Origin of the sequence: Arenimonas metalli CF5-1 (assembly GCF_000747155.1) — a bacterium.
In the GTDB taxonomy this organism is placed as follows: Bacteria; Pseudomonadota; Gammaproteobacteria; order Xanthomonadales; family Xanthomonadaceae; genus Arenimonas; species Arenimonas metalli.
This window is the reverse complement of record NZ_AVCK01000017.1, coordinates 1-25187: the sequence shown is the minus strand read 5'-3', so window position 1 is coordinate 25187 and position 25187 is coordinate 1. Positions and strand designations below refer to the sequence as shown.

The 25187-nt window shown below is 72.7% G+C and carries 20 protein-coding genes; 7 read left to right on the top strand and 13 right to left on the bottom strand.

Going from position 1 to position 25187, the window contains the following annotated elements:
• The first annotated feature begins 151 nt into the window (after positions 1–151).
• A complete protein-coding gene (locus N787_RS07120) occupies positions 152–1942 on the top strand; it encodes an autotransporter assembly complex protein TamA (protein WP_052575239.1) in 1791 nt (596 codons plus the stop codon).
• Between the two features lie 50 nt (positions 1943–1992).
• A complete protein-coding gene (locus tag N787_RS07115; RefSeq protein ID WP_156968946.1) occupies positions 1993–5700 on the top strand; it encodes a translocation/assembly module TamB domain-containing protein in 3708 nt (1235 codons plus the stop codon).
• 135 nt (positions 5701–5835) lie between these two features.
• On the opposite strand, the gene N787_RS07110 is transcribed toward N787_RS07115, so the two are convergent.
• From N787_RS07110 to N787_RS07090, 5 genes are all read right to left on the bottom strand, one after another.
• A complete protein-coding gene (locus tag N787_RS07110) occupies positions 5836–7674 on the bottom strand; it encodes an autotransporter domain-containing protein (RefSeq protein WP_034212119.1) in 1839 nt (612 codons plus the stop codon).
• A gap of 195 nt (positions 7675–7869) precedes the next feature.
• Positions 7870–9072: a sialidase family protein gene (locus N787_RS07105; protein WP_052575237.1), complete on the bottom strand. Its 1203-nt coding sequence runs from the start codon at positions 9070–9072 to the stop codon at positions 7870–7872.
• Between the two features lie 31 nt (positions 9073–9103).
• Positions 9104–9685, bottom strand: a complete 582-nt coding sequence (locus N787_RS14290) for a DUF2062 domain-containing protein (RefSeq protein ID WP_052575236.1) — start codon at positions 9683–9685, stop codon at positions 9104–9106.
• A gap of 6 nt (positions 9686–9691) precedes the next feature.
• Positions 9692–11569 carry a tRNA uridine-5-carboxymethylaminomethyl(34) synthesis enzyme MnmG gene (mnmG, locus tag N787_RS07095; protein ID WP_034212117.1) on the bottom strand — a complete coding sequence of 626 codons (1878 nt, stop codon included), beginning with the start codon at positions 11567–11569 and terminating at the stop codon, positions 9692–9694.
• Between the two features lie 446 nt (positions 11570–12015).
• On the bottom strand, positions 12016–13080 hold the full coding sequence (locus N787_RS07090; RefSeq protein ID WP_034212116.1) for a hypothetical protein: 1065 nt from the start codon (positions 13078–13080) through the stop codon (positions 12016–12018).
• A 121-nt stretch (positions 13081–13201) separates the two neighbouring features.
• Here N787_RS07090 and N787_RS07085 point away from each other — a divergent pair, with 121 nt between their 5' ends.
• Complete coding sequence (locus N787_RS07085) at positions 13202–14125, top strand: DMT family transporter (protein WP_034212114.1); 924 nt, start codon at positions 13202–13204, stop codon at positions 14123–14125.
• A 22-nt stretch (positions 14126–14147) separates the two neighbouring features.
• Here the strand turns inward: N787_RS07085 and pepN are convergent, their stop codons facing one another.
• Entirely contained in the window at positions 14148–16784 is a 2637-nt protein-coding gene (gene pepN, locus N787_RS07080; RefSeq protein ID WP_034212112.1) for an aminopeptidase N, read from the bottom strand.
• A gap of 70 nt (positions 16785–16854) precedes the next feature.
• On the opposite strand from pepN, the gene N787_RS07075 reads away from it, so the two are divergent.
• The 3 genes from N787_RS07075 to N787_RS07065 are packed head-to-tail and all read left to right on the top strand — an operon-like array spanning position 16855 to position 18708.
• On the top strand, positions 16855–17793 hold the full coding sequence (locus tag N787_RS07075) for a pyridoxal-phosphate dependent enzyme (protein ID WP_034212111.1): 939 nt from the start codon (positions 16855–16857) through the stop codon (positions 17791–17793).
• 16 nt (positions 17794–17809) lie between these two features.
• The gene (locus N787_RS07070) at positions 17810–18238 is read left to right on the top strand and encodes a ketosteroid isomerase-related protein (RefSeq protein ID WP_034212110.1); all 429 of its coding nucleotides are present in this window, start codon (positions 17810–17812) and stop codon (positions 18236–18238) included.
• A 17-nt stretch (positions 18239–18255) separates the two neighbouring features.
• Positions 18256–18708 carry a PH domain-containing protein gene (locus N787_RS07065; RefSeq protein WP_052575235.1) on the top strand — a complete coding sequence of 151 codons (453 nt, stop codon included), beginning with the start codon at positions 18256–18258 and terminating at the stop codon, positions 18706–18708.
• Positions 18709–18741: 33 nt separating this feature from the next.
• Here N787_RS07065 and N787_RS07060 read toward each other — a convergent pair whose 3' ends face one another.
• The 7 genes from N787_RS07060 to bioB all read right to left on the bottom strand — a co-directional run bounded on the left by N787_RS07060 (position 18742) and on the right by bioB (position 24530).
• Entirely contained in the window at positions 18742–19428 is a 687-nt protein-coding gene (locus N787_RS07060) for a hypothetical protein (RefSeq protein ID WP_156968945.1), read from the bottom strand.
• Positions 19429–19500: 72 nt separating this feature from the next.
• Entirely contained in the window at positions 19501–19887 is a 387-nt protein-coding gene (locus N787_RS07055; RefSeq protein ID WP_034212107.1) for a hypothetical protein, read from the bottom strand.
• A 35-nt stretch (positions 19888–19922) separates the two neighbouring features.
• Positions 19923–20642 carry an META and DUF4377 domain-containing protein gene (locus N787_RS07050; protein ID WP_052575234.1) on the bottom strand — a complete coding sequence of 240 codons (720 nt, stop codon included), beginning with the start codon at positions 20640–20642 and terminating at the stop codon, positions 19923–19925.
• A gap of 31 nt (positions 20643–20673) precedes the next feature.
• Positions 20674–21549, bottom strand: coding sequence for a malonyl-ACP O-methyltransferase BioC (bioC, locus tag N787_RS07045; protein WP_034212105.1), 876 nt, complete (start codon positions 21547–21549; stop codon positions 20674–20676).
• Positions 21546–22322, bottom strand: coding sequence for a pimeloyl-ACP methyl ester esterase BioH (gene bioH, locus N787_RS07040; RefSeq protein WP_034212104.1), 777 nt, complete (start codon positions 22320–22322; stop codon positions 21546–21548). Before bioH ends, bioC begins: the two co-directional genes overlap by 4 nt.
• Positions 22319–23512: an 8-amino-7-oxononanoate synthase gene (bioF, locus tag N787_RS07035; RefSeq protein ID WP_034212103.1), complete on the bottom strand. Its 1194-nt coding sequence runs from the start codon at positions 23510–23512 to the stop codon at positions 22319–22321. Before bioF ends, bioH begins: the two co-directional genes overlap by 4 nt.
• A 1-nt stretch (position 23513) precedes the next feature.
• Complete coding sequence (gene bioB / locus N787_RS07030; RefSeq protein ID WP_034212102.1) at positions 23514–24530, bottom strand: biotin synthase BioB; 1017 nt, start codon at positions 24528–24530, stop codon at positions 23514–23516.
• Positions 24531–24708: 178 nt separating this feature from the next.
• Here bioB and N787_RS07025 point away from each other — a divergent pair.
• A partial coding sequence (locus N787_RS07025) for a ComF family protein (protein ID WP_034212101.1) occupies positions 24709–25187 on the top strand: 479 nt, incomplete at its 3' end.

The window sequence follows — 25187 nt, the reverse complement described above, 5'->3', positions numbered from 1 at the left end:
TCGGGATGGACATCAGTGGAGTTCCTGCGGACGTATTGCTGGCTTGGCCGTTGCGGCTAGCTAATGCGAATCAATCTTATTTGCATCGGAACCGTTTCGCAACCGTTTCCTCGCAAGGCAAGAACATGGCCGCCGGGTATTCTTGGGCCACATGCCAAACGCGCGCCGCCTCCCCCCGCTCCTGCCGCCCGCCCTGCTTGCCTGCGCCCTGCTGCTGCCCGCCCCCGGTTCGGCGCTGGAGCTGCGCGCGGTCGAGGTGCGCGGGCTGGACGACGAGGACATGCGCGACAACGTGGACGACACGCTGTCGATCCAGCGGCTCAACCCCAACCGCCGCAAGGCGCTGACTGAAAGCCGGCTGTCCTACCTGCTGCGCCAGGTGCCGCGGGAGACCCGCGAGGCGCTGGAGCCCTTCGGCCACTACGACCCCAAGGTCGTGACCGAGCTGGTGCGCGAGGGCGAAGTCGTCACCGTGATCGTGCAGGTGGACGCGGGCGAGCCGGTGCGCGTGCGCGGGCGCGACCTGCGCATCGACGGCCCGGCCGGCGAGGACCCGGCGATCACCCGGCGACTGCAGCGGCTGCGCCCGCGCGAGGGCCAGCCCTTCGACCACGGCGTGTACGAAGCCGGCAAGGCCCAGATCGACGCCGGCCTGGCGGCCCGGGGCTATTTCGACGCCGTACTCGAGACCCATCGCGTCGAGGTCAGCCGCGCCCAGCGCAGCGCCGACATCACCCTGGCCTGGCGCAGCGGCGAGCGCCACCGCTTCGGCGAGGCGCGCTTCGAAGGCCACCCGTTCCGCCCGGGGCTGCTGGAGAACCTGGTGCCATGGGAGCCGGGCGATCCCTACCAGCAGTCCGAGCTGCTGGCGCTGCAGACGTCGCTCGCCGAACTCGACTACTTCAGCGCCATCGACATCCAGCCGGAGCCGGCCGAAGGCGACGACCTCACGGTACCGGTGGAGGTATCGCTGGCGCCGGCCAAGCGCAGCATCTATTCGGCCGGCCTGCGCTTCGGCACCGACACCGGCGCGGGCGTCACCGCCGGGCTCGAGCGGCGCTGGGTGAACAATCGCGGCCACAAATTGCGCAGCCAGGTCAGCCTGGCCGAGCGCCGCAACGACCTCACGGTGCAGTACCGCATCCCGGCCTTCGCCTGGCTCGACGGCTGGTACACGGTGGCGGCCAGCGTGCGCGAGGAGCCCTTCGACTTCATCGACAGCGAGCTGATCGAACTGGTGGGCAGCCGCAGCGGGCGGATCGGCAACTGGGAGCTGGTGGCGGGCCTGAACTACCGGCGCGAGCGCTTCGACGACTCGGTGACCGGCGAGAACCGCAGCTACAGCAGCCTGGTCTATCCCTCGCTGTGGGCGAAGTGGGGCGACCGCGACAACGCGCTCTACCCGCGCAGCGCGCAGTCGCTCGAACTGGAGCTGCGCGCGGGCAGCACCGCGCTGGGCTCGGACATCGACTTCCTGCAGCTGCGCGCCGAAGGGCGGATGGTGCGCAGCTTCGGCCGGCGCAACCGCGTGCTGCTGCGCGCCGAGGCCGGCACCACGGTCAGCGACGACTTCCCCGATTTCCCGCCGTCGCTTCGTTTCTACGCGGGTGGCGACCGCAGTGTGCGCGGCTACGGCTACCAGGAGATCGGCCAGTTCTTCGAAGCGGCGGACGGCCAGCGCCTGGTGTTCGGCGGCAAGCACCTGATGGTGGTGAGCGCCGAGGTCGAGCGCATGTTCAACCGCACCTGGGGCGCCGCCGTGTTCGTGGACGCGGGCGATGCCTTCGATGACTTCAACGCCTACGACTGGGAGATCGGCGCCGGCGTCGGCCTGCGCTGGCGCTCGCCGGTGGGTCCGGTGCGGCTGGACGTGGCGCATGGCTTCGGCGACGCGGCGCAGCAGTCGGTGCGCCTGCACCTCAACATCGGGCCCGATCTGTGACGGCCGCGCCGCGCCCGCCGCGTTCCTTCGCCCGGCGCTGGGGCCGGCGCGTGGGCGGGGGCGGCGTGCTGCTGGTGCTGGCGGCCGGCGTGCTGCTGTTCTGGCTGCTGGCGACCAGCGGTGGCCGCGATGAGCTGCTGGGCCGGCTGCTGCGGACGCTGCCGCCGGAGTCGCTTCAGTACTCGCGCGCCGAGGGCACTGTGTCCGGACCGCTGGTGCTGCATGACGTGGTGTATCGGCAGGAAGGCCTGGAGTTCCGCGCGCGCCGCGTGCTGCTCGATGCGCGCGTGCTGCCGGCGCTGGGTCGGCGGCTGCAGCTCGAGGCGCTGGAGGTCGACGGCGCCGAGCTGATCCTCGCGCCCGGGGAAGACACGCCGTTCGCGCTGCCGGAGTGGCCGGAGGTCCTGCCGCGGCTGGCGGTGCCGCTGGACCTGCGCGCCAAGCGCTTCGTGATCGATGGCTTCGTGCTGCGCCAGGGCGAGTCCCCGCCGTGGACGCTGGTCCGCGCCGAGGGCAGCGACCTGCGCCTGATGGAGGGCGGCCTCCGGGTCGGCGCGCTCGAGGCAACGCACGCAGCCGGCCGGCTGTCGCTGTCGGGCGAATACCTGCCGGACCGGAATTTCCGCACGCAGCTGAAGGGCCGGCTCGACCTGCCGGCCACCGACGCCCTGCCCGCCGCGAGCCTGGCCTTCGACGGCCAGGGCGACCTCGACCGCTTTGCCCTCGAGGCCGCGGGCACGCTGTCCGAACGCAGCGCGCTGTCGCTGGCGTTCGAGGACGGTGCCGGCCCGGCGCCGGCCTGGACGCTGTCGGCGGAATCGGCCGGGCTGCTGCCGGCGCGGTTCGGGTTCGGCGAAGGCGAAGCGGTGGCGTTCAAGCTCGACGCCCGCGGGTCCGGCGGCCTGGCCGAGGTCGAAGGTCGGTTCGCGCAGGGCGAACTCGCGCTCGACGTGCTGCCGTCGAAGCTCACGCTCGCCGCCGGCCGGCTGCAGGCCGATCCGCTGCGACTGCAGCACGAGAACGGCGAGGTCGTGGTGGCCGGCGACCTCGAGGTCGAGGGCGAATCCCCGCGCTTCGACCTGCGCCTGGCCACCGAACGCTGGCGCCAGCGTCCCACCACCGCCGGGGCCGACGCCCTGCCGGTGGATGTTTCCGGCGAAGTCACCGCGCGCGGCCGCTTCGAGGCCTGGGAAATCGCCGGCGACGTGGCGCTGGTGCGCGCCGGCGAACGGGCCGACGTCACGCTGGCCGGACGCGGCGACGCGCGGCAGCTCGCGCTGGACACGCTGCGCGTGCGCACGCCCGGCGGCCAGCTCGACGGCCGCGGCCAGGTCGCGTGGTCGCCCGGCGTGGCGGTACGGCTCGACGCCGCGCTTGGCGGCTTCGACCCGGGCTACTTCCTGCCCGACTATCCGGGCGCGGTGAGCGGCCAGCTGGTGCTCGATGCGACGCAATCCGACGATGGCCGCTGGCAGGGCCGCGCCTCGCTCGACGGCCTCGCGGGCCAGCTGCGCGGCCGCGCGCTGGGCGGCCGGGCGCGCGCCGACTGGAACGGCCAGCGCGGCGAACTCGACGCCGCGCTGCGCATCGGCGACAGCCAGGTCGAGGCGCGCGGCGGGTTCGGCGATCGCTACGACCTGCAGGCCCGGTTCGCGCCGCTGCAGCTGGCCGACCTGGTGGCGGACGGCCGCGGCCGCATCGAAGGCACGCTCTCGGTGCGCGGTCCGGCGGCGGCGCCCGACATCGATGCGGCGCTCGCGGGCCGCGACCTCGCGTGGGGCGGCGCCACGGCCGACGCCGTTTCGCTGTCGGGCCGCCTGCCCGCACGCGGCGCGGGCGGCGACCTGCGGCTGCAGGCCACGGACTTCGGCCTCGCCAACCTGGCCGCGGACACGCTGGACCTGCACGCCCGCGGCAGCCAGGCTGCGTTCGCGCTCGACGCCAGCGCGACCGGCCCGGATGGCGACCTCGCGCTCGCCGGCGACATCACGCGCACCGGGGCCGAGTGGCGCGCGCAGCTGGACACGCTCGCGCTGACCCCGAAGCCCGGCCCCCAACTCTCGCTGCAGGGCGGCGCCGACCTTCGCTACGGCCCCGCGGGCCTGCGCCTGGCGCGCAGCTGCCTGGTGGCCGACGCCGGTGGCCGGCTCTGCGCCAGCGCCACGGGTGACCGCTTCGATCTCGAAGGCGAGGCGCTGCCGCTCGCCCTCGCCCAGCCCTGGCTGCCGCAGGACGACGCGCTGCCGCTGTTCGCCGACGGCACGCTCGACCTGCGTGCCAACGGCCAGCGCGGCCGCGACGGCCGCTGGCGCGGCGAGGCGCGCGTGGATTCCGAACGCGGCAGCCTGCGCCTGAGCCCGCAGGCGCAGCGCGAGGTGTTCGGCTACACCGCGCTGTCGCTGCAGGCCACGCTGGCCGGCGACCAGCTCGACGCCCGGCTCGAGGCCGCGCTGGCCGACGCGGGCCGCATATCGGCCACGCTGCGCAGCGGCCTCGACCCGGCATCCACGATGGACGGCCAGCTGGTGCTCGACGTCCGCGATCTCGCCTGGCTCGAGCTCTTTTCGCCTGACCTCGCGTCGCCGGTCGGACGCCTGCAGGGCCGGCTCGCGCTCGCCGGCCGCCGCGACGCGCCGGAAATCTCCGGCCAGGCCCGCCTCGGCGGCTTCGCGGCCGAGCTGCCGGGCCTGGGCCTGAAGCTGGCCGACGGCGAGTTCACCCTGGTCGGCGACGTCGACGGCAGCGCGCGCCTGGACGGCAGCCTGCGCTCGGGCGAGGGCCTGCTGCGCTTCGACGGCAGCCTCAATTTCCGCGACCGCGAGGCGCCGCTGCAGCTGGTGCTGCAGGGCGAGCGCGTCACCCTCGCCAGCACCGCCGAGTTCTACGTCATCGCCAGCCCGGACATCACGCTGCGCCTGCACGACCGGCAGCTCGAGCTGCGCGGGCGCATGGACGTGCCCGAGGCGCGCATGGACCTCGAGGCGCTCGACAGCAGCGCCACCGTGTCCGACGACGTGGTGGTGCTCGATCCGATCGATGGCCCGCGCGAGCGCCGGATGCCGCTGGACATGCGCTTCACCGTGGCGCTGGGCGACGACGTGCGCCTGAAGGGCTTCGGACTCGACGGCCGCATGCGCGGCTCGCTGGCCCTGCGCGAACGCCCCGGCCGCCCCGCCACCGCCACCGGCACGCTCGACGTCAGCGGAAGCTACCGCGCCTACGGCCAGTCGCTGCAGATCGAACGCGCGCGCCTGGGCTTCGCGAACTCGCCCTACGACAACCCCACCCTCGACATCCGGGCCGAGCGTGAGTTCGACCGCGTCACCGTCGGCGTGCAGGTGCGCGGCACCGCGCGCCGCCCGCAGACCACGGTCATCTCGAACCCGGCGATGGACACCAGCGAAGCGCTGTCGTGGCTGGTGTTCGGCCGCCCGATCGGCACCACCACCGGCAACGAGGGCCAGCAGCTCAACGCCGCCGCGATGGCGCTCGGCGCCGGCGGCAACCTGGTGGCGCAGCAGATCGGCGCGCAGCTGGGCCTGGACGAAGCCGGCGTGGTCGATTCGCGCAACCTCGGCGGCGCCACCTTCACCGTCGGCAAGTACGTCTCGCCGCGGCTGTTCCTGAGCTACGGCGTGTCGCTGATCGGCACCGGCCAGGTGGTCACGCTCAAGTACCTGCTCACCCGCGGCTTCGACGTCAGCATCGAATCCGGCAACGAGAACGCCGCCTCCCTGAACTGGCGCCTCGAGCGGTGATGGTTATTCAGGCGCCGTCGTCACCGGGAAAGCGAGCGTCGCTTCCGCGGTGGCCCCGGCGCCAGACCCCAGGCGCATGGGCAAAAAGAAAGGCCGCCCGGAGGCGGCCTTTCGGGTACTGCGATGGCGCTGGGATCAGAACGTGGTGCGCAGGCCCAGGCCGAAGGTGTTGCGGTCCTGCAGGTCGTCCGCGAAGCGGCCGTTGTAGGACAGGTAGGCCGTGGTGGACTCGCCGACCATGAACTGCACGCCGACGTCGGCGCTGATCCAGTCCTGCGACGGCGTGAAGCCGCCGAGGGTGAAGCGGCCCGGCATCGAGTTGGAGCCGGCGTTGACGCGGACCTGGTCGTCCTCGCCTTCCTCGTTGAACGCCACGCGCGCGAACGGACGGATCGCACGCTCGCTGTCGCCCAGGTTGCCCATCAGCTGGTAGCCGACGCGGGTGACCAGCGAATCGCGGTCGAACTCGGAGAAGTTCATCGCCGTGGCCGAACCGCTGTCCTCGGCGTAGCCGTCGACCGTCTGCTGCACCCACTGGGCGCCGATGAACGGACCGTGCTGCAGGCCGTCGGCGGAACCGAACAGCCAGCCCAGGCCCAGCTCGGCGCCGTACTGGCTGGCGTTGGTGGTGCCGGACTCTTCGCGGACGGTGGCGCCCATCTCGATGAAGCGCGAGATCTCGACATCGGTGCTGCCGCCGCTGACGGCGCCGTGCACGTAGCCACCGCCGCCGAAGCGCAGCGCGCCGCCGATCGAGCCGATCACCGAGTTGCTGTCGATGTCGGCGCTGGCCACGGCGTTGTCGTGGTTGCCAAGCGTGATGCCCACGCCCCAGTACGCGTTCTCGCTGATGCGGTGGTTGGCGCCGAGGGTCAGCGACAGCGCATCGGCGTCGCCGCCGAGGATGTTGGTGCTGGCGTTGTCCTCGTACTCATGCTGGCCGAAGTTCACGGTCGCGAAACCGCGCACCGAGCCCACCTCGCGGTTGAGCTGGAAGTCCGACATCAGCTCGTCGTTGACGGCGCGGCTGTGGTCCGCGGCGGCCTGCAGGCCGCCTTCACCGGCGTAGGACACCTGGATCGGCGCCGCGATGGTGGACAGCACGACGTTGGCCAGGATGCGGTGCGCAGCGCCGGTCGGGTGCACGCCGTCGGCAAACAGATAGGTGTCGTTGGTGCCCGGCGCGTAGCTCGCCGGCAGGCCCGAGCCCGACGGGCCGCAGGCCACGGACGAGCCGGTGCAGGCGACGCCGGTGACGTTGGTGAAGCCGTACAGACCCGGGTTGCTGACGATCTCGGCGATCAGGCCGAAGGTGTTGATGGCGATGATGCCGTCGCCCAGCGACGCCAGGCCGGTGTTGAGCGCCGTGTTGTAGACCACGGTGATCTGCGACACCGACGAAGCCACGGTCGGGTTGGCGCCGAACTGCGGCGTGGCGCCGAGGTTGGGCAGGTTGTAGACGATGACGTAGCGCGCGCCGGCGGCCTGCAGGCGGCCGATCTGCTGCACGTAGGCGGTGGCCGCGGCGACCGTGTTGGCCTGCGCGGTGGCCGGCGTGCCCAGCGAGGCGAAGATGTCGTTGGCGCCGCCCCAGATGCTGTACAGCGCATTCGGATCAGCGCGGCCGCCGGTGCTGGCGAGGTACTGCGAGACCTGGGTCGGGATGTTCGGGACCGGGTTCAGGCAGGGGCCGGTGGCGTTGACGCAGGAGCCGCCCCAGGCGAAGTTCGGGCCGCCGGCCAGCGAATTGGTGTCGGGCAGGCCGAAGTAGCGGGCGATGATTTCAGCCGCGACCGGATCCGGGTTGGTGGTGAAGCTGTTGCCGGGCGGCAGGCCCGAGATGGCGGCGACGTTGCCGGCGTCGCTGAGGCTGTCACCGAAGACGAAGAAGCCAGTGAAGTTCTGCGCCTGGGCGGCGCCGGCGCAACCGAGCGCGAGCGCAACGGCGCCGGCCAAACGATGGAAACGGGGCATGGGAAACTCCTGTCGGACTGTAGTTAAGTGCGTGACCACGCGCCCAGGGTCTCCTCAAGATGCCGCGCGGCGCATGCGCCGGCTGCACTCCCTCCCCTAGAGCCGCTGCCTCCACCCCCGGTTGGCCGGAGGCGTCGCTGCACCTTAATCCAAAGCCTGAATCCGTACCACTAGGTACAGTCGGGCCGTTCCCGTTCAGGGTTGGACGCGGGCGCCGCGCAGGCGGGGCTGGCCGTCCACGACCTCGGTCCAGGCCAGCCAGGCCTGGCCATCGCGCAGCTGCATCCGGGGGAAGCCGGTGCCGCGGCCGCGGCCGGCGATGTCGGCGACCTTGACCCGGAACTGCTCGGCGTCGAGCGCGGGGCTGAAGCGGGCCAGCCACAGCGACTGCCGGCCGCCGGTTTCCTGCACCCAGCTCATCCAGACGCCGCCGGCATCGGCCGCCAGGTCGACGCGACCCTGCTGGGCCTCGCCCACCGCCACTTCGCGCATGCCGCCGAAGGTGTCGCCGCCGTCGGTCGAGCGCGCGACCCGCACCGAGGGCGCGGCGCCGGCGCCGGTGTACCAGGCCACCCAGGCGGCATTGCCGCGGGCGGCGATGGCGGGTCCGTTCACCGGGCAGGCCGGCATGAACCACTGGTCGGCGTGTACGCGCGCCGGCGCCGTCCAGGCCTTGCCGTCGAAACGGGTGACGCGGATGTCGCGGATCTCGCCTTCGGCGCGGTCGCGGTAGGCCAGCAGCACGCCGCGGGCGCCGATCGCGCTGTCGGTCTGGCAGCAGTCGCAGGTCATGGCGTCCACCTCGGCCTCGCCGCGCTTGCCGCCATCGGCGCCGTAGCGCGCGCTGCGCAGCGTCATCGCACCGCCGTGGCCGTCGTGGCCGCCGCCGTGGCCGCCGGCGCTGTTCCGGCCGTCGAGCCAGGCGACGCCGACCTCGTCCTTCGATTGCGGCCAGAGGGTGGCGAAGCCGTGCTCGGTCGGCGTGCCGTCGTCGTGCACGGCGCCGAGGATGCGCCAGGTGCCGCCGCCGTCGCGCGACACCTGCAGGCGCACGTCGTAGGCATAGGTGGCGTCGCCGTTCTTGACCAGCGTATGCGACCACAGGCTGCCGTCGGGCAGGGCCTGCAGCGCGGGGAAATCGGCCCAGTTGACGAACCAGTCGTCGCCTTCGGCGATGGTGCGCGCGGGCGACCAGGCCGTCGCGCCGGTGCTGCGCGCGAAGCGCAGGCGATGGCCGCCCTCGCTGCGTCGCTCGATCCAGCTCAGCAGCAGGTCGCCGCCGGGCGCGACCGACAGGTTCGGCTGGGACGCACCGGCCGGCGCGGGCAGCGACCAGGGCGAGACGGAGGCGGCCGCGGCGAGGCCGGGGGCGAGCAGCAACGTGAGCAGGATCTTCATGCCGGCAATCTAGTGAAGCCGGCGCCGCCTGTCACTTCCCGGCGGGCGGCTCCGGGTCCTTCGGCGCGTGCAGCAGGTGCAGCGCGCGCAGCTGCGCGCTGAAGTGGCGCGCCTCCCAGGCGAGCAGGCGCCAGCCCAGGTCCAGCAGTACGGCCAGGCCGAGGCCCGCGACCAGGCCGCCCACCACCAGCGCATTGACGCGCGTGCCGATCTCGCCGACGCCCTCGCCGTAGCCGGTGAGCGCGATCAGCCACTGCCCCAGCGCGTGCGTGCCCAGGTAGATCGGGCCGAGCGTGAGCGGGTTGGTGATCATCTGCAGCGCGATCATCACCGTGAGGTTGCCGCGCACCAGGATCGCCAGCGCCAGGCCGATCGCGACCTGCAGGCCATAGACCGGCATCAGCGCCAGCACCGCGCCGACGTAGAGCGAGGGCATGACCTGTGCGCGCTTGAACGACCACAGGTAAGGGCGCTTGCGGGCGGCGACCGCGAACCACTTGATGATCGGATAGCGCGCCACGTTGGCGCGGCGCGGCAGCGGCCGCAGCCAGCGCCGCAGCCGGCGGCGGCGGGCCAGCCACTGCCGGTGCAGCGGATGCGAGCGGACCGGCATCGCGGCTCAGGCCACGCGTTTGCCGCGGCGCTTGGCCAGGCAGACCAGCAGCAGCGAGATGGCCGCCGGCGTCATGCCGGGGATGCGCTGGGCCTGGCCGATGGTTTCCGGGCGCACGGCGGCGAGCTTGGCCTGCAGCTCGGCCGAGAGGCCGGGGATGCCGGCGTAATCGAAGCCTTCCGGCAGCCGGGTGTCTTCGTTGCGGCGGCTGCGCGCGATCTCGTCGTGCTGGCGCTCGAGGTAGCCGGCATACTTCACGCCGATCTCGACCTGCTCGGCCACGGCGGCGTCGTCCACGCCCGGCGCCAGCGAAGGCAGCGCGGCGATGGCGGAGTAATCCAGCTCCGGCCGCTTCATCAGGTCCAGCGCGGTGCACTCGCGGCTGAGGCTGACGCCGGTGGCCTGCTCGAGTTCGCGCGCCAGCGCGCCGCCGGGCGTGGCCCACACCGCCTGCAGCCGCGCGCGTTCGCGTTCGACCGCTTCGGCCTTGCGCGAGAACGCGGACCAGCGCGCCTCATCGACCACGCCGAGCTCGCGGCCGACCGGCGTCAGGCGCGCGTCGGCGTTGTCTTCGCGCAGCTGCAGCCGGTACTCGGCGCGGCTGGTGAACATGCGGTAGGGCTCGGTGGTGCCATGCGTCACCAGGTCGTCCACCAGCACGCCGAGGTAGGCCTGGTCGCGGCGCGGCGACCACGCCTCGCGGCCCTGCACCTGGCGCGCGGCGTTGAGGCCGGCCAGCAGGCCCTGGGCCGCCGCCTCCTCGTAGCCGGTGGTGCCGTTGATCTGGCCGGCGAAGAACAGCCCGTCCACGAGCTTGGTTTCCAGCGAGGCCTTCAGCCCGCGCGGGTCGAAGAAGTCGTACTCGATGGCATAGCCGGGGCGGGTGATGTGCGCGTTCTCGAAACCCTTGATCGAGCGCACCAGCGCGACCTGCACTTCATACGGCAGCGAGGTGGAGATGCCGTTGGGATAGACCTCGTGCGTATCCAGGCCTTCGGGCTCGATGAACACCTGGTGCGAGGCCTTGTCGGCGAAGCGCACCACCTTGTCCTCGATGCTCGGGCAGTAGCGCGGGCCCACGCCTTCGATCACGCCGGCGTACATCGGCGACTGGTCGAGGCCGCCGCGGATGATCTCGTGGGTGCGTTCGGAGGTATGCGTGATCCAGCAGCTCACCTGGCGCGGATGGTCTGCGGCGCTGCCCAAGAAGGAGAACACCGGCACCGGCATATCGCCCGGCTGCTCGGCCAGGCCGGTGTAATCGATGCTGCGGCCGTCGATGCGCGGCGGCGTGCCGGTCTTGAGCCGGTCGATGGCGAACGGGCGCTCGCGCAGGCGCTGGGCCAGCGTGGTCGCGGGTGGATCGCCGGCGCGGCCACCGGGATAGTTCACCAGCCCGACGTGGATGCGGCCGGCGAGGAAGGTGCCGGCGGTCAGCACCACCGCGCGCGCGTCGAAACGCAGGCCGCTCTGGGTGATGACGCCGGTGACGCGGTCGCCCTCGATCACCAGGTCATCCACGGCCTGCTGGAACAGCGACAGGTTGGGCTGGTTCTCGACGATGCCGCGGATGGCCTGGCGATACAGCACGCGGTCGGCCTGGGCGCGGGTGGCGCGCACGGCCGGGCCCTTGCTCGCGTTGAGCGTGCGCCACTGGATGCCGGCGAGGTCGGCGGCGCGGGCCATGGCGCCGCCCAGTGCGTCGATCTCGCGCACCAGGTGGCCCTTGCCGATGCCGCCGATGGCCGGGTTGCAGCTCATCTGGCCGACGGTCTCGAGGCTGTGGGTCAGCAGCAGCGTGTGCGCGCCGGCGCGCGCCGAAGCCAGGGCGGCTTCGGTGCCGGCGTGTCCGCCGCCGATGACGATGACGTCGTAGCTGTGCATCCAGTTTTCCGAGGGGTCCGCCGGCCGGGCCGCGGGTGGGGCGCGGATTATCCCGCGCACCGTGCCAACCTGCACACGACGGGGTTGGCACGCTTCATGCTTAATCCCAATGGCACCTGCCGCGGCCAACGCCGGGGGGCGTCGACCAGACTGAACAGGGGCTGGTCAGGCGCGCGACAGGGATGCCAGGGTCGGGAACTCCCGGGGGGGAGTTCCCGACCCTTTTTTTTTGCGGTTTTGAAAGAAGGACGCGATTTCGCGGTCCTGGAAGAAAGTCGGCGCCCGGCGGGTCTTGGAACAGGGGGAATCCAGGGGACCTGGTGCCGGGCGCCGAACAGGCGATGCGGGGGCATTCGCGAGCGTCACGATGTGACGCTCCGGGTCAGTCAGCGGTGACAGGATGCGCCGGCCCTTCGGTCGGCGCAACGTGGTGACGGCCAAAAAACCTACTGTTCGTCGATGCGTCCTTCGTTTTGTGACGGATTTCTCGTTTCCGGGGGTGCCTGGCGCGGCGGCGGCGGCGCGGGTCGCGGGGCCGGCTCCGGCCGGCTGGCTGGCGGAGCCGGGCGATAGACCTCACGGGGGGCCATGCGAGGCTCCATCCGCGGCTCTGGCCGCGGGGCCATGCGCGGTTCCATCCGCGGCTCGGGGCGCATCATCGGCTCCTGGCGCGGCCTCGGGCGCGGCGTCTCGTAGTCGCCGCCGCGCGACGGCGGCGGCGATTCGAAGCGGCGGTAGTCCGGCGCGGGGCGCGGCGCCGGCCGCGGCGACGGTTCGGAACGGATCGGCAGCGGGCGACCGACGTCGCCAGCCTCCGTTTGCTTGCGGCGGGAGTCGCGGAAATCGGGGCGCGGCAGCGGGCGCGCCTCACGGTCGGCCGGGCGCTCGATGGGCCGCTCGGTCGGCATGTCGGTGCCGGGACGACCCGGACCCGCCGGCGGGAAGCCGGCACCGGACTGGCCGGGACGGCCTTCGCGATCGACGATCACCGGGCGACCGGGGCCGCGGCTCGGTGCACCGGGCCGGGGCAAGGGCGTCGTGCCCACCCCGCCGGTGTCGCCGCCGGGCGGCGGGCCCGGGGGCGGGCCGGGCGGCTGCGGGCGGCCGCCATGGTCGGGCCGGGGCCGCGGGTAGTGGGGGCGGTAGTAATAAGGGTCGTACCAGGGCGACCAGTAGCCGCCGTAGCCACCCCAGCCGCTGTAGCTCCAATGGCTGCCGATGCCGAAACTCCACCCGGAATGGACCGGAGCGTAGTAGCGGCTCCAGAACGGCGAGCAGCCATACCAGCCCAGGCAGGAGTAGCGGTCGTAGCTCCAGGACGAATAGCCGTAGTACGGGTCGTCGTAATAGTCGGGCGCTTCGTAGTAGTCGCCGTAGCCGTCGTCGGCCGGGTAGTAGTAGCCGCCGTCCTGGTAGTAGCGGTCGCGTTCGGTGTAGTACTCGCCGTAGCTGACGCAGCCGGTGAGTCCGAACCCGAGCAGCACGGCGAGCAAAAGGTTGCGGCGCGACATATGGCGTTCCCCCCGGAAGTCGGGCCAGTCTCGGCGCCGGGCGGTGAATCCGTGCTTAACCCTCCCCGTCGCCGACCGCGTGCTAATGTTCGCCGCCTTCACGCCCACGGGACCCGTCCATATGTCGCTGCACCAGGCCTCCGGACGATGGCGCTTGGGCCTGCTGCTGGCGCTGGTGACGGCCGCCTGCTGGGCCACGCTGCCGGTGGCGCTCAAGGTCACGCTGGAGCAGGTCGATCCCTACACCCTCACCTGGTTCCGCTTCCTGTTGGCGGCCGTGCTCATGTTCGCGTGGCTCGCGGCCCGGCGCGGGCTGGGCGGCTTCGCCACGCTGGACCGCAAGCGCTGGGCCATGCTGCTGGCGGCCGCGCTGCTGCTGATCGGCAACTACGTCTTCTACCTGCTGGGCGTGCAGCAGACCTCGCCCGCCAATGCGCAGCTGCTGATCCAGCTGGCGCCGCTGCTGATGGCGCTGGGCGGCATCTTCGTCTTCCGCGAACGCTTCAACGGCTGGCAGTGGCTGGGCCTGGCCACGATCGTCGGCGGGCTCGGGCTGTTCTTCCGCGACCAGCTCGACGGCGGCGGCGCCGGCTACCTGTTCGGTTCATCGCTGGTGGTGTTGGCCGCGGTGGTCTGGGCCGGCTACGCGCTGCTGCAAAAGCAGCTGCTGCTGCGGCTGTCGTCGCCGGCGATGCTGCTCTTCATCTACGTCGTGGCCAGCCTGGTGCTGCTGCCGCTGGCGCGGCCGGTCACGCTGCTGCAGCTCGACGGACTGCACTGGGCGCTGCTGCTGTATTGCGCGCTGAACACCCTGGTGGCCTACGGCGCCTTCGCCGAGGCGCTGGCGCACTGGGAGGCCTCGCGAGTGTCGGCCATCCTCGCCACCACGCCCCTGCTCTGCCTGGGCGCGGTGGCGGCAACGCAGGCGATCTGGCCCGGCAGCCTGGCGCCGGAACAGGTCGGCATCGCCGGCTACGCCGGCGCCGTGCTGGTGGTCGTGGGCTCGGCGCTGGCCAGCCTGATGGGCCAGCGGCCCGGGCGCTGAAACCCGGGCCGCGGCGCGCCGTTCAATCCACCAACAGCCGCGCCAGCAGGTCGCGGCAGTCGGGCGAGCGCAGCTGCCCCTCGAGGCCGGCCAGCGTGTCCCGGGCCACCGCGCGCAGCGGCGGATGCAGGCGGCGCCAGCCTTCGAATCCGCCGAGCAACCGGGCCGCCACCTGCGGGTTGGTCGCGTCCAGCGCCGCGAGCCGTGCGGCCACCAGGCGGAAGCCGGCGCCGTCGGCGCGGTGGAAGGCGCGCGGATTGCCGCGCTGGAAATTGCCGAGCACGGCGCGCACGCGGTTGGGGTTGGCGGGCTTCCACCACTCGGACGCCAGCAGCGCGGCAACGTCGTCGCTGGCCGAGGCCTGCGGGCGGGTGACGACCCAGCCGATCCACTTGTCGGTCACCAGCGGGTCGTGGGCGAACTGCGCGCGGAAATCCGCCAGCGCGGCCGCGGCGCCCGGCGCGCCGAAATGCAGCAGGCAGCGCAGCGCCGCCCCGCGTTCGGTCATCGTGCGGGCGGCGTCGAACTGCCGCTGCGCCAGCCTCGCCGCCGGGTCGTGGCGGGTCAGCCAGGCCAGGCAGGCGTTGCGAAGCGCACGGGCTGCCATCGCCGGGCCTTCCAGGCCCTGTGCGGCGGCGTCGGCCATGGCGTCGTAGCGCGCCAGCAGCGGCGCCGACAGGGCGCGCGACAGCCGGTCGAGCAGGGCGTCGCGCGCGTCCAGCAGCGCGTCCGGCTCCACCGGTGCCATCGCATCGGCCAGCGTGTCGAAGTCCGGCAGCGCCAGGCATTCGGCGACGAAGGCGGGATCGGCGGCCGGATCCGCGAGCAGGTCGTCCAGCGCCGCTTCCAGCGCATCGGCGGCCAGCGCGTCGTGCTGCAGGATCGCCCGCATGGCCAGGCGCTGCAGGCCGTCCCAGCGGTACACCTCGTCGCGCTCGACGCGCACGCTGCGCGCCAGGTCGGCCGGCGACTGCGCGAACGCGATCTTCACCGGCGCCGCGAAGCCCTGGTTGAAGGTGGCCAGCGGCTTGCCCGGCAGGCCGCGCCAGCGCAGCACGTGGCGCGCGGCGACCAGCTCGACGATGGCGCCGTTGGTCGCAACCCCGTGGAAGCCCGCCGGGTTGATCGCCGCGTCGGTTTCCGGTGCGGCGGTGATGGCGGCGCCGGCGACGTCGTACAGCGCAAAGCGCAGCGGCACCAGCATCGGCTGCTTCAGCGGCTGGCCCGGCGTCGGCGGCACGTGCTGCTCCACGGTGAGCGTGTAGTCGCCGGTGGCGGCATCGAAGTCTTCGGCGATCGACAGTTCGGGCGTGCCCGCCTGCGAATACCAGAGCGCGAACTGCGCGAGGTCGCGGCCGCTGGCGGCGGCGTGCGCGGCCAGGAAGTCCTCGATCGTCGCCGCGCGCCCGTCGTTGTCGGCGAAGTAGCGGTCCATGCCGGCGCGGAAGACGTCTTCGCCCAGCAGCGTGTGCAGCAGCCGGATGACCTCGGCGCCCTTCTCGTAAATGGTGAGCGTGTAGAAGTTGCTGATCTCGCGGTAGCGATCGGGCCGCACCGGATGCGCCAGCGCGCCCGAATCCTCGGCGAACTGCCGGCCGCGCAGCACCCGCACCGCCTCGATGCGCTTGATGGCCCGCGAATGCAGGTCGGCGCTGAACTCGCTGTCGCGGAACACCGTCAGGCCTTCCTTCAGCGAAAGCTGGAACCAGTCGCGCAGGGTGACGCGGTTGCCCGACCAGTTGTGCAGGTACTCGTGCGCCACCACCGATTCGATCGCCAGGAAATCGGCGTCGGTGGCCGTGGCCTCGTCGGCCAGGATGTAGCGGGCGTTGAAGATGTTCAGCCCCTTGTTCTCCATCGCGCCCATGGTGAAATCCTGGGCAGCGACCACGTTGAACACGTCGAGATCGTAGCCGCGCCCGAAGCGGCGCTCGTCCCAGCGCAGGCTGCGCTCGATCGCGCCCAGCGCGTACTCGCAGCGGGCGACGTCGCCGGGCTCGGCCCAGACGTTGAGCTCGACCTCGCGGCCCTCGGCGGTGCGCACCGAGTGCGTGACGCGGTCGAGGTCGCCGGCGGCGAGGGCGAACAGGTAGCAGGGCGTCGGGTGCGGGTTTTCCCAGGTCGACTCGTGGCGGCCATCGTCGAGCTCGCGACGCGCGACCGGGTTGCCGTTGGCCAGCAGCACCGGGAAGCGCTCGCGCGCGGCGCGCAGGGTGATGCGCCAGCGCGGCATCACATCGGGGCGGTCGGTGAAGAAGGTGATGCGGCGGAAGCCTTCGGCCTCGCACTGGGTCAGCAGCAGGCGGCCGCTCGGGTACAGGCCTTCGAGCCGGGTGTTGCCGGCCGGATGGATGCGCACGCGGGTCTCGAGTTCGCAGGCGCCGGCCAGGCCGTCGATGCGCAGCGTGGCGCCGTCGTAGGTGTAGCGGTCGGCGGCCAGCGGCCGGCCATCCACGGCGATCGACAACAGCGTGAGTTCCTCGCCGTCCAGCACCAGCGGCTGGCCGGGCTGGTCCGGGTCCGGATCCAGCGACAGCCGGGCGTGCACCTCGGTGGCGTCGGGGTCGAGGTCGAAGGCGAGGTCGGCGTGGCGGATGCGCCACGCGGGCGGGACGTAGTCGGCCAGGTGGACGTGGCCGTCGTCGCGGGGGAGGCTCATTCTGTGCGGGTTTCCGGGGGAGGCAGGCAGCGGTTTGCTAGGCTAGCACGCGCCCCACGACGGACCGCCCATGACCCCCGACCTCCCCGGCTTCGACGACGTCCTCGCCGCCGCCGCCCGCATCGCCCCGCACGCCCGCCGCACGCCGGTGCTGCGCTCACGCTCGCTCGATGCGCTGGCCGGCGCCGAGCTGCACTTCAAGTGTGAGAACTTCCAGCGCAGCGGCGCCTTCAAGTTCCGGGGCGCCTGCAACGCGGTCTGGTCACTGGACGAAGCCGTCGCGCCCCGCGGCGTGGTCACGCACTCCTCCGGCAACCACGGCGCCGCGCTGGCGCTGGCGGCACGCAGCCGCGGCATCCCCGCCCACGTGGTGGTGCCCGAGGGCGCGGTGCTGAGCAAGCTGGCGGCGATCGAAGCCTACGGCGCCGTGCTGCACCGCTGCGCGCCCACCATCGCCGCGCGCGAGGCCGCCGCCGCACGCGTACAGGAAGAAACCGGCGCTACCCTCGTGCATCCCTACACCGACCCGCGCGTGATCGCCGGCCAGGGCACGGCCGCGCTCGAACTGCTGGACGAGACCGGCCCGCTGGACGCGCTGCTGGCGCCGCTCGGCGGCGGCGGCCTGGCCAGCGGCACCCTGCTGGCCGCGCGCGGCACCCCGGTGTTCGGCGCCGAGCCGGCCGGCGCGGCCGAGACCTTCGAATCCCTTCGCCAGAACCGCCACGTCACCGACTTCACGCCCGACACCGTCTGCGACGGGCTGCGCGGCACCGTCGGCGCCATCAACCTGGCCATCATGCGGCGCGACGGCCTGCAGGCCCTGGTGGTGACCGACGCCGAAACCGTGGCGGCCATGCGGCTGGCCTGGGCGCGGCTCAAGATCATCATCGAGCCGTCCTGCGCCACCGTGCTGGCGGCGGTGCTGCGCTACCCCGAGCCCTTCGCCGGCCGCCGGATCGGGCTTATCCTGTCGGGCGGCAACGTGGACCTGGCCGCGCTCCCCTGGTAACCCCCCGAGGCAAGACATGATCGTCGACGGCAACCGCGCGGCCGACCGCGCCATCGAACTGGTGCTGGCCTACTACAGCGCCTTCAACCGCGGCGACTGGGAGGGGATGCTGGCGCGCCTGGACCCCGACGTGGCGCACGACATCAACCAGGGCGCGCGCGAGAACGGCAAGGTCGCCTTCGCCGCCTTCCTGGCGCGCATGAACCGCTGCTACCGCGAACAGCTGCGCGACATCGTCGTGATGGCCAACCAGGAAGGCACCCGCGTCGCCGCCGAGTACGTGGTGCACGGCGAGTACCTCGCCAACGACACCGGCCTGCCGCCCGCGCACGGCCAGAAGTACGTGCTGCCCGGCGGCGCCTTCTTCGACGTCGAGGATGGCGCGATCACCCGCATCACCAACTACTACAACCTCGAGGACTGGATTGCCCAGGTCTCGGCATGACCCCCCCAGGAGCCCCCATGGACACCGAACGCAGCGAATGGACCGGCACGCCCTCGCAGTGGCAGAACGCCGGCTGGTTCCTCGCCTGCCTGCTGCTGATCCCGATTCCGTGGGCACTCTGGCGCTGGCTGGTGGTGCGCAACACGGTGTACACGCTGACCGACCAGCGGCTGTCCATCCGGCGCGGCGTGTTCAACCGCAGCACCGAGGACCTCGAGCTCTACCGCGTGCGCGATACGCGGCTCGAGCAGACCTTCTTCGAACGGATGTTCGGCCTGGGCGAGGTGGTGCTTTTCACCACCGACGCTTCGACGCCTGAAATCCACCTGCCCTGGCTGAAGGACGCCGAGTCGCTTCGTGAGCGCATCCGCCGCCTGTCCGAAGCGCGCCGCGACGCCAAGCGCGTGCGCACCTTCGAGTCGGGCGGCGGCGGCCACGCGGATCTCGGCGGCCACGACGCGCTCGACTGAGGCGGGCGTCGCGCGGGAGGCGCGGCCCCGGGCTCAGCCGCGGTCGATGGCGGACTGGAAGCGGTCCACGACCTCGCCCGCCTGTCGCCGCGCATCGGTCGCCACCGGCACGCGCAGCGTTTCCAGGGCGCGCTGGGTCGCGTAGGTCAGGCTCGAGGTGCGGACGCTCGTGGTGATCACCATCCCGAATTCGATCGTCGGCGGATCGGAGGCCACGTAAGCCACGCTCTGCAGCCGCCGCTTCCCGGTCGGCGACAAGGGGAAGTAACCGTCGCCGACCAGCACGCCGCGATCGGAGAAGATGACCTCGACGCCGCTGGCCGGGGTGTCCTTCGGCGGCCGGTAGAAATTGACCAGGATGCTGGCCGCGGGAATCCGCTGCTGTTCCTCGCGGAAACGATCGAACTCTTCGGCAGGCACCGTCCAGCGCGCGATCGCGCTGCGGCCGCCCTGCAGGTCGCGGAAGACCGGGATCATCCTGAGGTAATGGACGAAGGCGATCGGGCACAGCAGCGCCGGAAACAGCCCCAGCGCGAGCCATGGCGAACCGCTCCGCCCGGTTTCGCGCATGTCGACGGCGCCCATCCAGACCAGGGCGACGCCCGCGAGCGTGGCCAGCCCGAACACCACCGCGTTCCGCGCGGGATGCCGGATGCCGCGGCTCCTGGCTCGCTTCTTCTTCAACTGACGGCGCTCACCAGCCAGGCCAGCACCAGCCATGCGCTGTTGATCGAGAAGCAGGCTGCCCCTGTCCTGTTGGCCATCGTCTTCCCCGGTTCGAATCAGGATCCGTCAGGCCGGGCCCGCGGCGAGCCAGGCCAGCACCGCGACCGCGAGCAGCGCGGCCCAGCCGGGATGGCGGCCGCGGGTACCCACGAACACCAGCACCGCGCCGCCCGTGTAGGCGGACACTACCGCCGCCACCAGTATCGACTCCAGCGAGCGGGCGCCCGTCGCAAGCGCCACCAGGGCCCCGGCGAAGGCCCAGCCGAACACGCTGCCCAGGTGCCAGGTGGCCCACAGGATCCGCACGTGGCGTCCGCGCAGCGGCGGTGCGTCTTCGGACGGCACGAGCGTGCCTTTTCGCAGGTGCCGGAAGATCAGGCGCTCGCCCAGCACCGAATGCACCAGGCCCGTGATCGTCGCCAGCCCGGCGGCGAGGTAGTAGAGGGATGACACGTCGCGTCCTCCTGTCCGGTTCGCCGAGGGGCGGCTCAGTCCTGGCTGCTGTCCAGCACTTCGATCAGCTGCCAGTGCCGCCCGCTGCCGTCGGCAGGCGGGTTGGCCACCGTGGTCTCGCGAATGCGCAGCACGTACTCCACGCCGACCTGCCAGTCGAAGCCTTCGATGTCGCCATAGTGCAGCTCCCACGGCGCACCCGGCTGGGTGCGCACCTGCAGGCACAGCTGCTGGGCGATGCCGGTGCACGGCGCGCGCTGGCCGGCGATCTGGACGATGCGCTCGCGCGGCGCGTTGGCGACCGGCGGGCGGCTGTCGAAGCGCCAGCTGGCGCCATCCGCGGCGCGCAGCTGCAGGAACGGGCCGTCGAAGCCGAGCGTGAGCGGCGCCATCATCGCCTGCACCAGCGCCGTTTCGCGCGCCATGATCTGCGGCGGGCACATGCGGCGGGTGCTGGCGATCGCCGCACCTTCCCCGCCGAGGCGCAGCTGCATGCCGTCGCGCGACCAGCCGCCGGTGTGGCTGTTGCACGGGCCGCCGAGCGAAAAACGTTCCGCCTCGAAGCGGAGCGTGGCGGCGCCGGGGCCGACGTCGGGCACCGAGGCCTCGCCGGGCGCGGCGACCAGGCGCCACTCGGTGCCTTCCAGCACCGCGGCGTCATCGGTGGACGCGATCTCGGTGCGCGTGGTGGCGCAGCCGGCGAGGCTGGCGGCCAGCGCGAGGACGAGCAGGCGCTCGGAGGAAAGACGAGTCATGGCGGCTCCGGGTCGGGGGGACCCGGCGAGTCTACCGCCGCCGCACCGGAATGCGATCGGCCGGGAAGCTGGCGAGGTCGGCGCCGCCATCGCGTCGCGGCGCGCCCGGCGCCGGGCCCCAGGCCTGGGCGGTGATCACTTCCCAGGTGCTGGGCAGCACGCCGTCGCGGCGCAGCGCTTCGTACTGCGCGGTGACGCGCTGCAGGCGACCGCGGCCGCCGAGCCCGCGCGGGCGGTCGTGGCGCGCGTCGCCGGCGCCGATCGCGCGCAGCTCCTGCATCAGGCTGCGCAGGTCGGGATAAGTGAGCGTGTACTCGTCGCGCTCGAGCACCGGGTCCTTGAAGCCGGCGGCCAGCATCGCGTCACCCACCTGCTGGATCTGCGCGAACGGCGACAGCGGCGGCACTTCGCCGCAGGCGAGGTAGGCATCGCGCAGTTCCGACAGCGTGGCCGGGCCGAAGGTGGACAGCAGCATCAGCCCGCCCGGACGCAGCACGCGGCGGAACTCCGACAGCGTGGCGGGCAGGTCGTCCACCCACTGCAGGCACAGGCTGGAGAAAATGACGTCGGCGCACTGGTCGGCCAGCGGCAGCTGCGAAACGTCGGCGTTCACCCGCCGCACCGGGCGCCAGAAGCGGGTGTGGCGCGGCACTTCGCGCAGCATCGGCAGGGCGGCGTCGAGGGCGATCACCTCGGCCTTGGGCCAGCGCTTCTTCATCGCGCCGGCGGCGCGGCCCGGGCCGCAGCCCAGGTCGAGGATGCGCGCGGGCTGGCGGTCGTCGAGGTAATCAAGCTGCTCGAGCAGGCGCGCCTCGGCCTCGCGCTGCAGCGCGGCCACCGCGGCGTAGTTCGGCGCGGCGCGGCCGAAGGCGCGGCGCAGGTGGCGGCGGTCGAACAGGCCGCTCACGGCGCGCAGTCCGCGGCGAAGGCGAGCAGCGCATCGGCCACTTCACCGGCATGCGTGAGGAAGGGCGCGTGGCCGCCGCTTTCCACCTGCACGAAACGGCCCTGCGGCGCGGCTTCCGACGCGGCGAGCATCGCCGCGGGCGACACCAGCCGGTCGCGCCGGCCGGCCAGCCAGAGGCTTGGCATCGCAAGCGCCGGCAGCGCGGCGCGCAGGTCGCTGTCCTCCAGCAGGCCCAGGCCCTCGCACAGCACGTCGGCGGCCGGCTCGCCGTGGGCGAAGACTTCGGCGCGCAGCAGCTTCAGTTCCTCGCGCACGTGGTCCGAGCCCTGCGCCTCGAGCATCAGGAAGCGATCGAGGGTGCCGCGGTAGTCGCGGCCCAGCTCGCTGGCGAAATTGCGGAAGACCGCGGCGTCCATGCCCGCCGCCCAGTCCTCGCCGCGCACGAAGCGCGGGCTGGCGGCCAGCATCACCAGGCCGCGCACGGCCTGCGGTCGCGTCGCCGCCTGCTGCAGCGCCACCAGACCGCCCAGCGACCAGCCCAGCCACAGCGCGCGTGCCGGCACCACCGCGGCCACCGCGTCGGCGGCTTCCGCGAGCCGCAGCGGCAGCCCGGTGCCGGCGCTGCGGCCATGGCCCGGCAGATCGACCAGGTGCAGGGTGAAGTGCGGCTCGAGCCGGGCCACCAGCGGCGCGAAGATGCCCGCGTGCATGGCCCAGCCATGCAGCAGCACCAGGTCCGGGCCCTGGCCGCGCACGTCGTGGAACAGGGTCATGCCGGCTGCGGGGCTTTGCGGGCGCCGAGGGCTTCCGCGAGGGCGGCCAGCAGGCCGTCCACATCGCGCTCGTTGTGTTCGCAGCTCAGCGTGATGCGCAGCCGCGCCTGCTGCTCCGGCACCGTCGGCGGCCGGATCGCGGTGACGAGGTAGCCGGCCTGCTCGAGCGCGGCCGACAGCGACAGCGCGCGCGCGTTGTCGCCGAGCACGATCGGCTGGATCGGCGTGAACGATTCCTGCAGCGGCAGCCCCAGCGCCGAGGCGCCGCGGCGGAAACGCGCCACCAGCGACGCCAGCTTGGCGCGCCGCCAGGGCTGGCTGCGGATCAGCTTCAGGCTCGCGCGCATCGCGGCGGCCATCGCCGGCGCCGGCGCGGTCGAATACAGATACGGACGCGCGGTCTCGGCGATGTGGCCGACCACCGCGTGGCTGCCCAGCAGCATCGCGCCCTGGCCGCCGAAGGCCTTGCCCAGCGGCACCAGCAGCAGCGGCACTTCGCGCGCGCCCAGGCCCGCGACCGCCAGGCTGCCGCGGCCTTCCGGCCCCAGCACGCCGACGCCGTGGGCATCATCCACGTACAGCAAAGCGTCCTGCGCGCGCGCCACCAGCGCCAGGTCGGCCAGCGGCGCCTGGTCGCCGTCCATGCTGAAGACGCCGTCGGTGGCGAGGATCGCCACGCCGTCGCGGCGCGTCATCAGCTGGCGCATCGCGGCCTCCACGTCGGCGTGCGGATAGCGCTTGAGCTCGCAGCGCGACAGGCGCGCGCCGTCGATCAGGCAGGCGTGGTTGAGCTTGTCCTGCACGCACAGGTCGCCCTCGCCCAGCAGCGACTGCAGCACGGCGAGGTTGGCCTGGTAGCCGGTGCCGAAGAACAGGCCGCGCTCGTAGCCCAGCCACTGCGCCATCTCGCGCTCGAACGCGGCGTGCTCGGCGTGGTGGCCGCTGACGCCGGCCGAACCGGTGCTGCCGACGCCGTGCCAGGCGGCGGCTTCCTGCAGCGCGGCCACGACGTCGAGGTGCTGGCTCAGGCCCAGGTAATCATTGCCGCAGAAGCTGGTGAGCTGGCGGCCATCCACCAGCACCTGCATGCCTTCGCGCGCCTCGACCACGCGCCGGGTGCGCACGGCCTGCGCGGCCTCGCGGTCGGCGCGGGCGGCGGCAAGGCGTTCGGCGAGGCGCTGGCGCGGCATGTCAGGCGGCGCAGGAGGCGGTGGCCGGCGCGACGATGTCGGCATGCACGGTGTTCGATTCCTGCACGACCTCCATCGGGCGCAGGCCCAGGCGCTCGAACAGGGCGCGGTCGGCGTCGACGTCCGGGTTGCCGGTGGTCAGCAGCTTCTCGCCGTAGAAGATCGAGTTGGCGCCGGCCAGGAAGCACAGCGCCTGCAGCTCGTCGTTCATCTCGGCGCGGCCGGCCGACAGCCGCACCATCGAGGCCGGCATCACGATGCGGGCGACCGCGATCGTGCGCACGAACTCGAACGGATCGAGCAGCGCGGTGCCCTTGAGCGGCGTGCCTTCGACCTGCACCAGGCGGTTGATGGGCACCGAATCCGGGTGCGCCGGCAGGTTCGCCAGCGCCTGCAGCAGGCCGGCGCGCTGCGCGCGCGACTCGCCCATGCCGACGATGCCGCCGCAGCAGGTCTTCATGCCGACGTCGCGCACGTGGCCGAGGGTGTCCAGGCGGTCCTGGTACTCGCGGGTCTTGATCACGTCGCCGTAGAAATCAGGCGCGGTGTCGAGGTTGTGGTTGTAGTAGTCGAGGCCGGCGGCGCGCAGGGCCACGGCCTGGTCGGCCTTGAGCATGCCGAGCGTGGCGCAGGTTTCCAGGCCCAGGGCCTTCACCTCGCGGATCATCTCGGCCACCTTCGGGATGTCGCGGTCCTTCGGGCTGCGCCAGGCGGCGCCCATGCAGAAACGCGAGGCACCGGCGGCCTTGGCGGCGCGGGCCTTCTCGAGCACTTCGTCGGTGGACATCAGCTTGGTGGCGTCCACGCCGGTGTTGTAGCGGGCCGCCTGCGGGCAGTAGGCGCAGTCCTCGGGGCAGCCGCCGGTCTTCACCGACAGCAGGGTCGAGACCTGGACTTCGCTGGGGTCGAAGCGCTCGCGGTGCACGGCGCCGGCGCGCTGCATCAGCACGGGGAAGGGGAGATCGAACAGCGCGAGGACTTCTTCGCGCGTCCAGTCGTGGCGGATGACGGCAGACATGGCAAACCCCTGACGGCGCTGCATTAATGGAGTGCGGCAGTCTGGTGAGCATGCCCACCCCTGTCAACCAAACCGCACTGCCCCAGGTTGACGGCCGACCCCCGACCGACCGCGAACCCGAAGCCGGAGGCTATCCCCGTCCGCGCCCGCCGATCCGTGAAGTGGAGCACATCGCGGCATGACCTGGCCTGTCCGATTTTCTCGGTGGCTGGGCCGGGCCCTGCTGCCCCTGCGCTGCCTGGTCTGCGGGCTGCCCGGCGCCGACGGGCAGGATCTCTGCGCGGCCTGCCGCGGCGACCTGCCCTGGAACCACCCCGCCTGCCCCACCTGCGCCCTTCCGCTGCCCGCCGGGCCGGGGTTTCGCTGCGGCCGCTGCCTGCGCCGGCCGCCGCCGCTGGACGCCACGGTCGCCGCGCTGGCCTACCGCTTCCCGCTCGACCGGCTGCTGCCCCGCTTCAAGTTCCACGGCGACCTGGCCGCCGGCCGGCTGCTGGCGGAGCTGATGGCTACCGGGCTCGCCCGGGGCCTGGCCGGGGCGCCGCGGCCCGGGGCCTTGGTGCCGGTGCCGCTGCATCCGGCCCGGCTGCGGCAGCGCGGCTACGACCAGGCGCTGGAGCTGGCGCGGCCGGTCGCGGCCGCACTGGGCGTGCCGCTGCG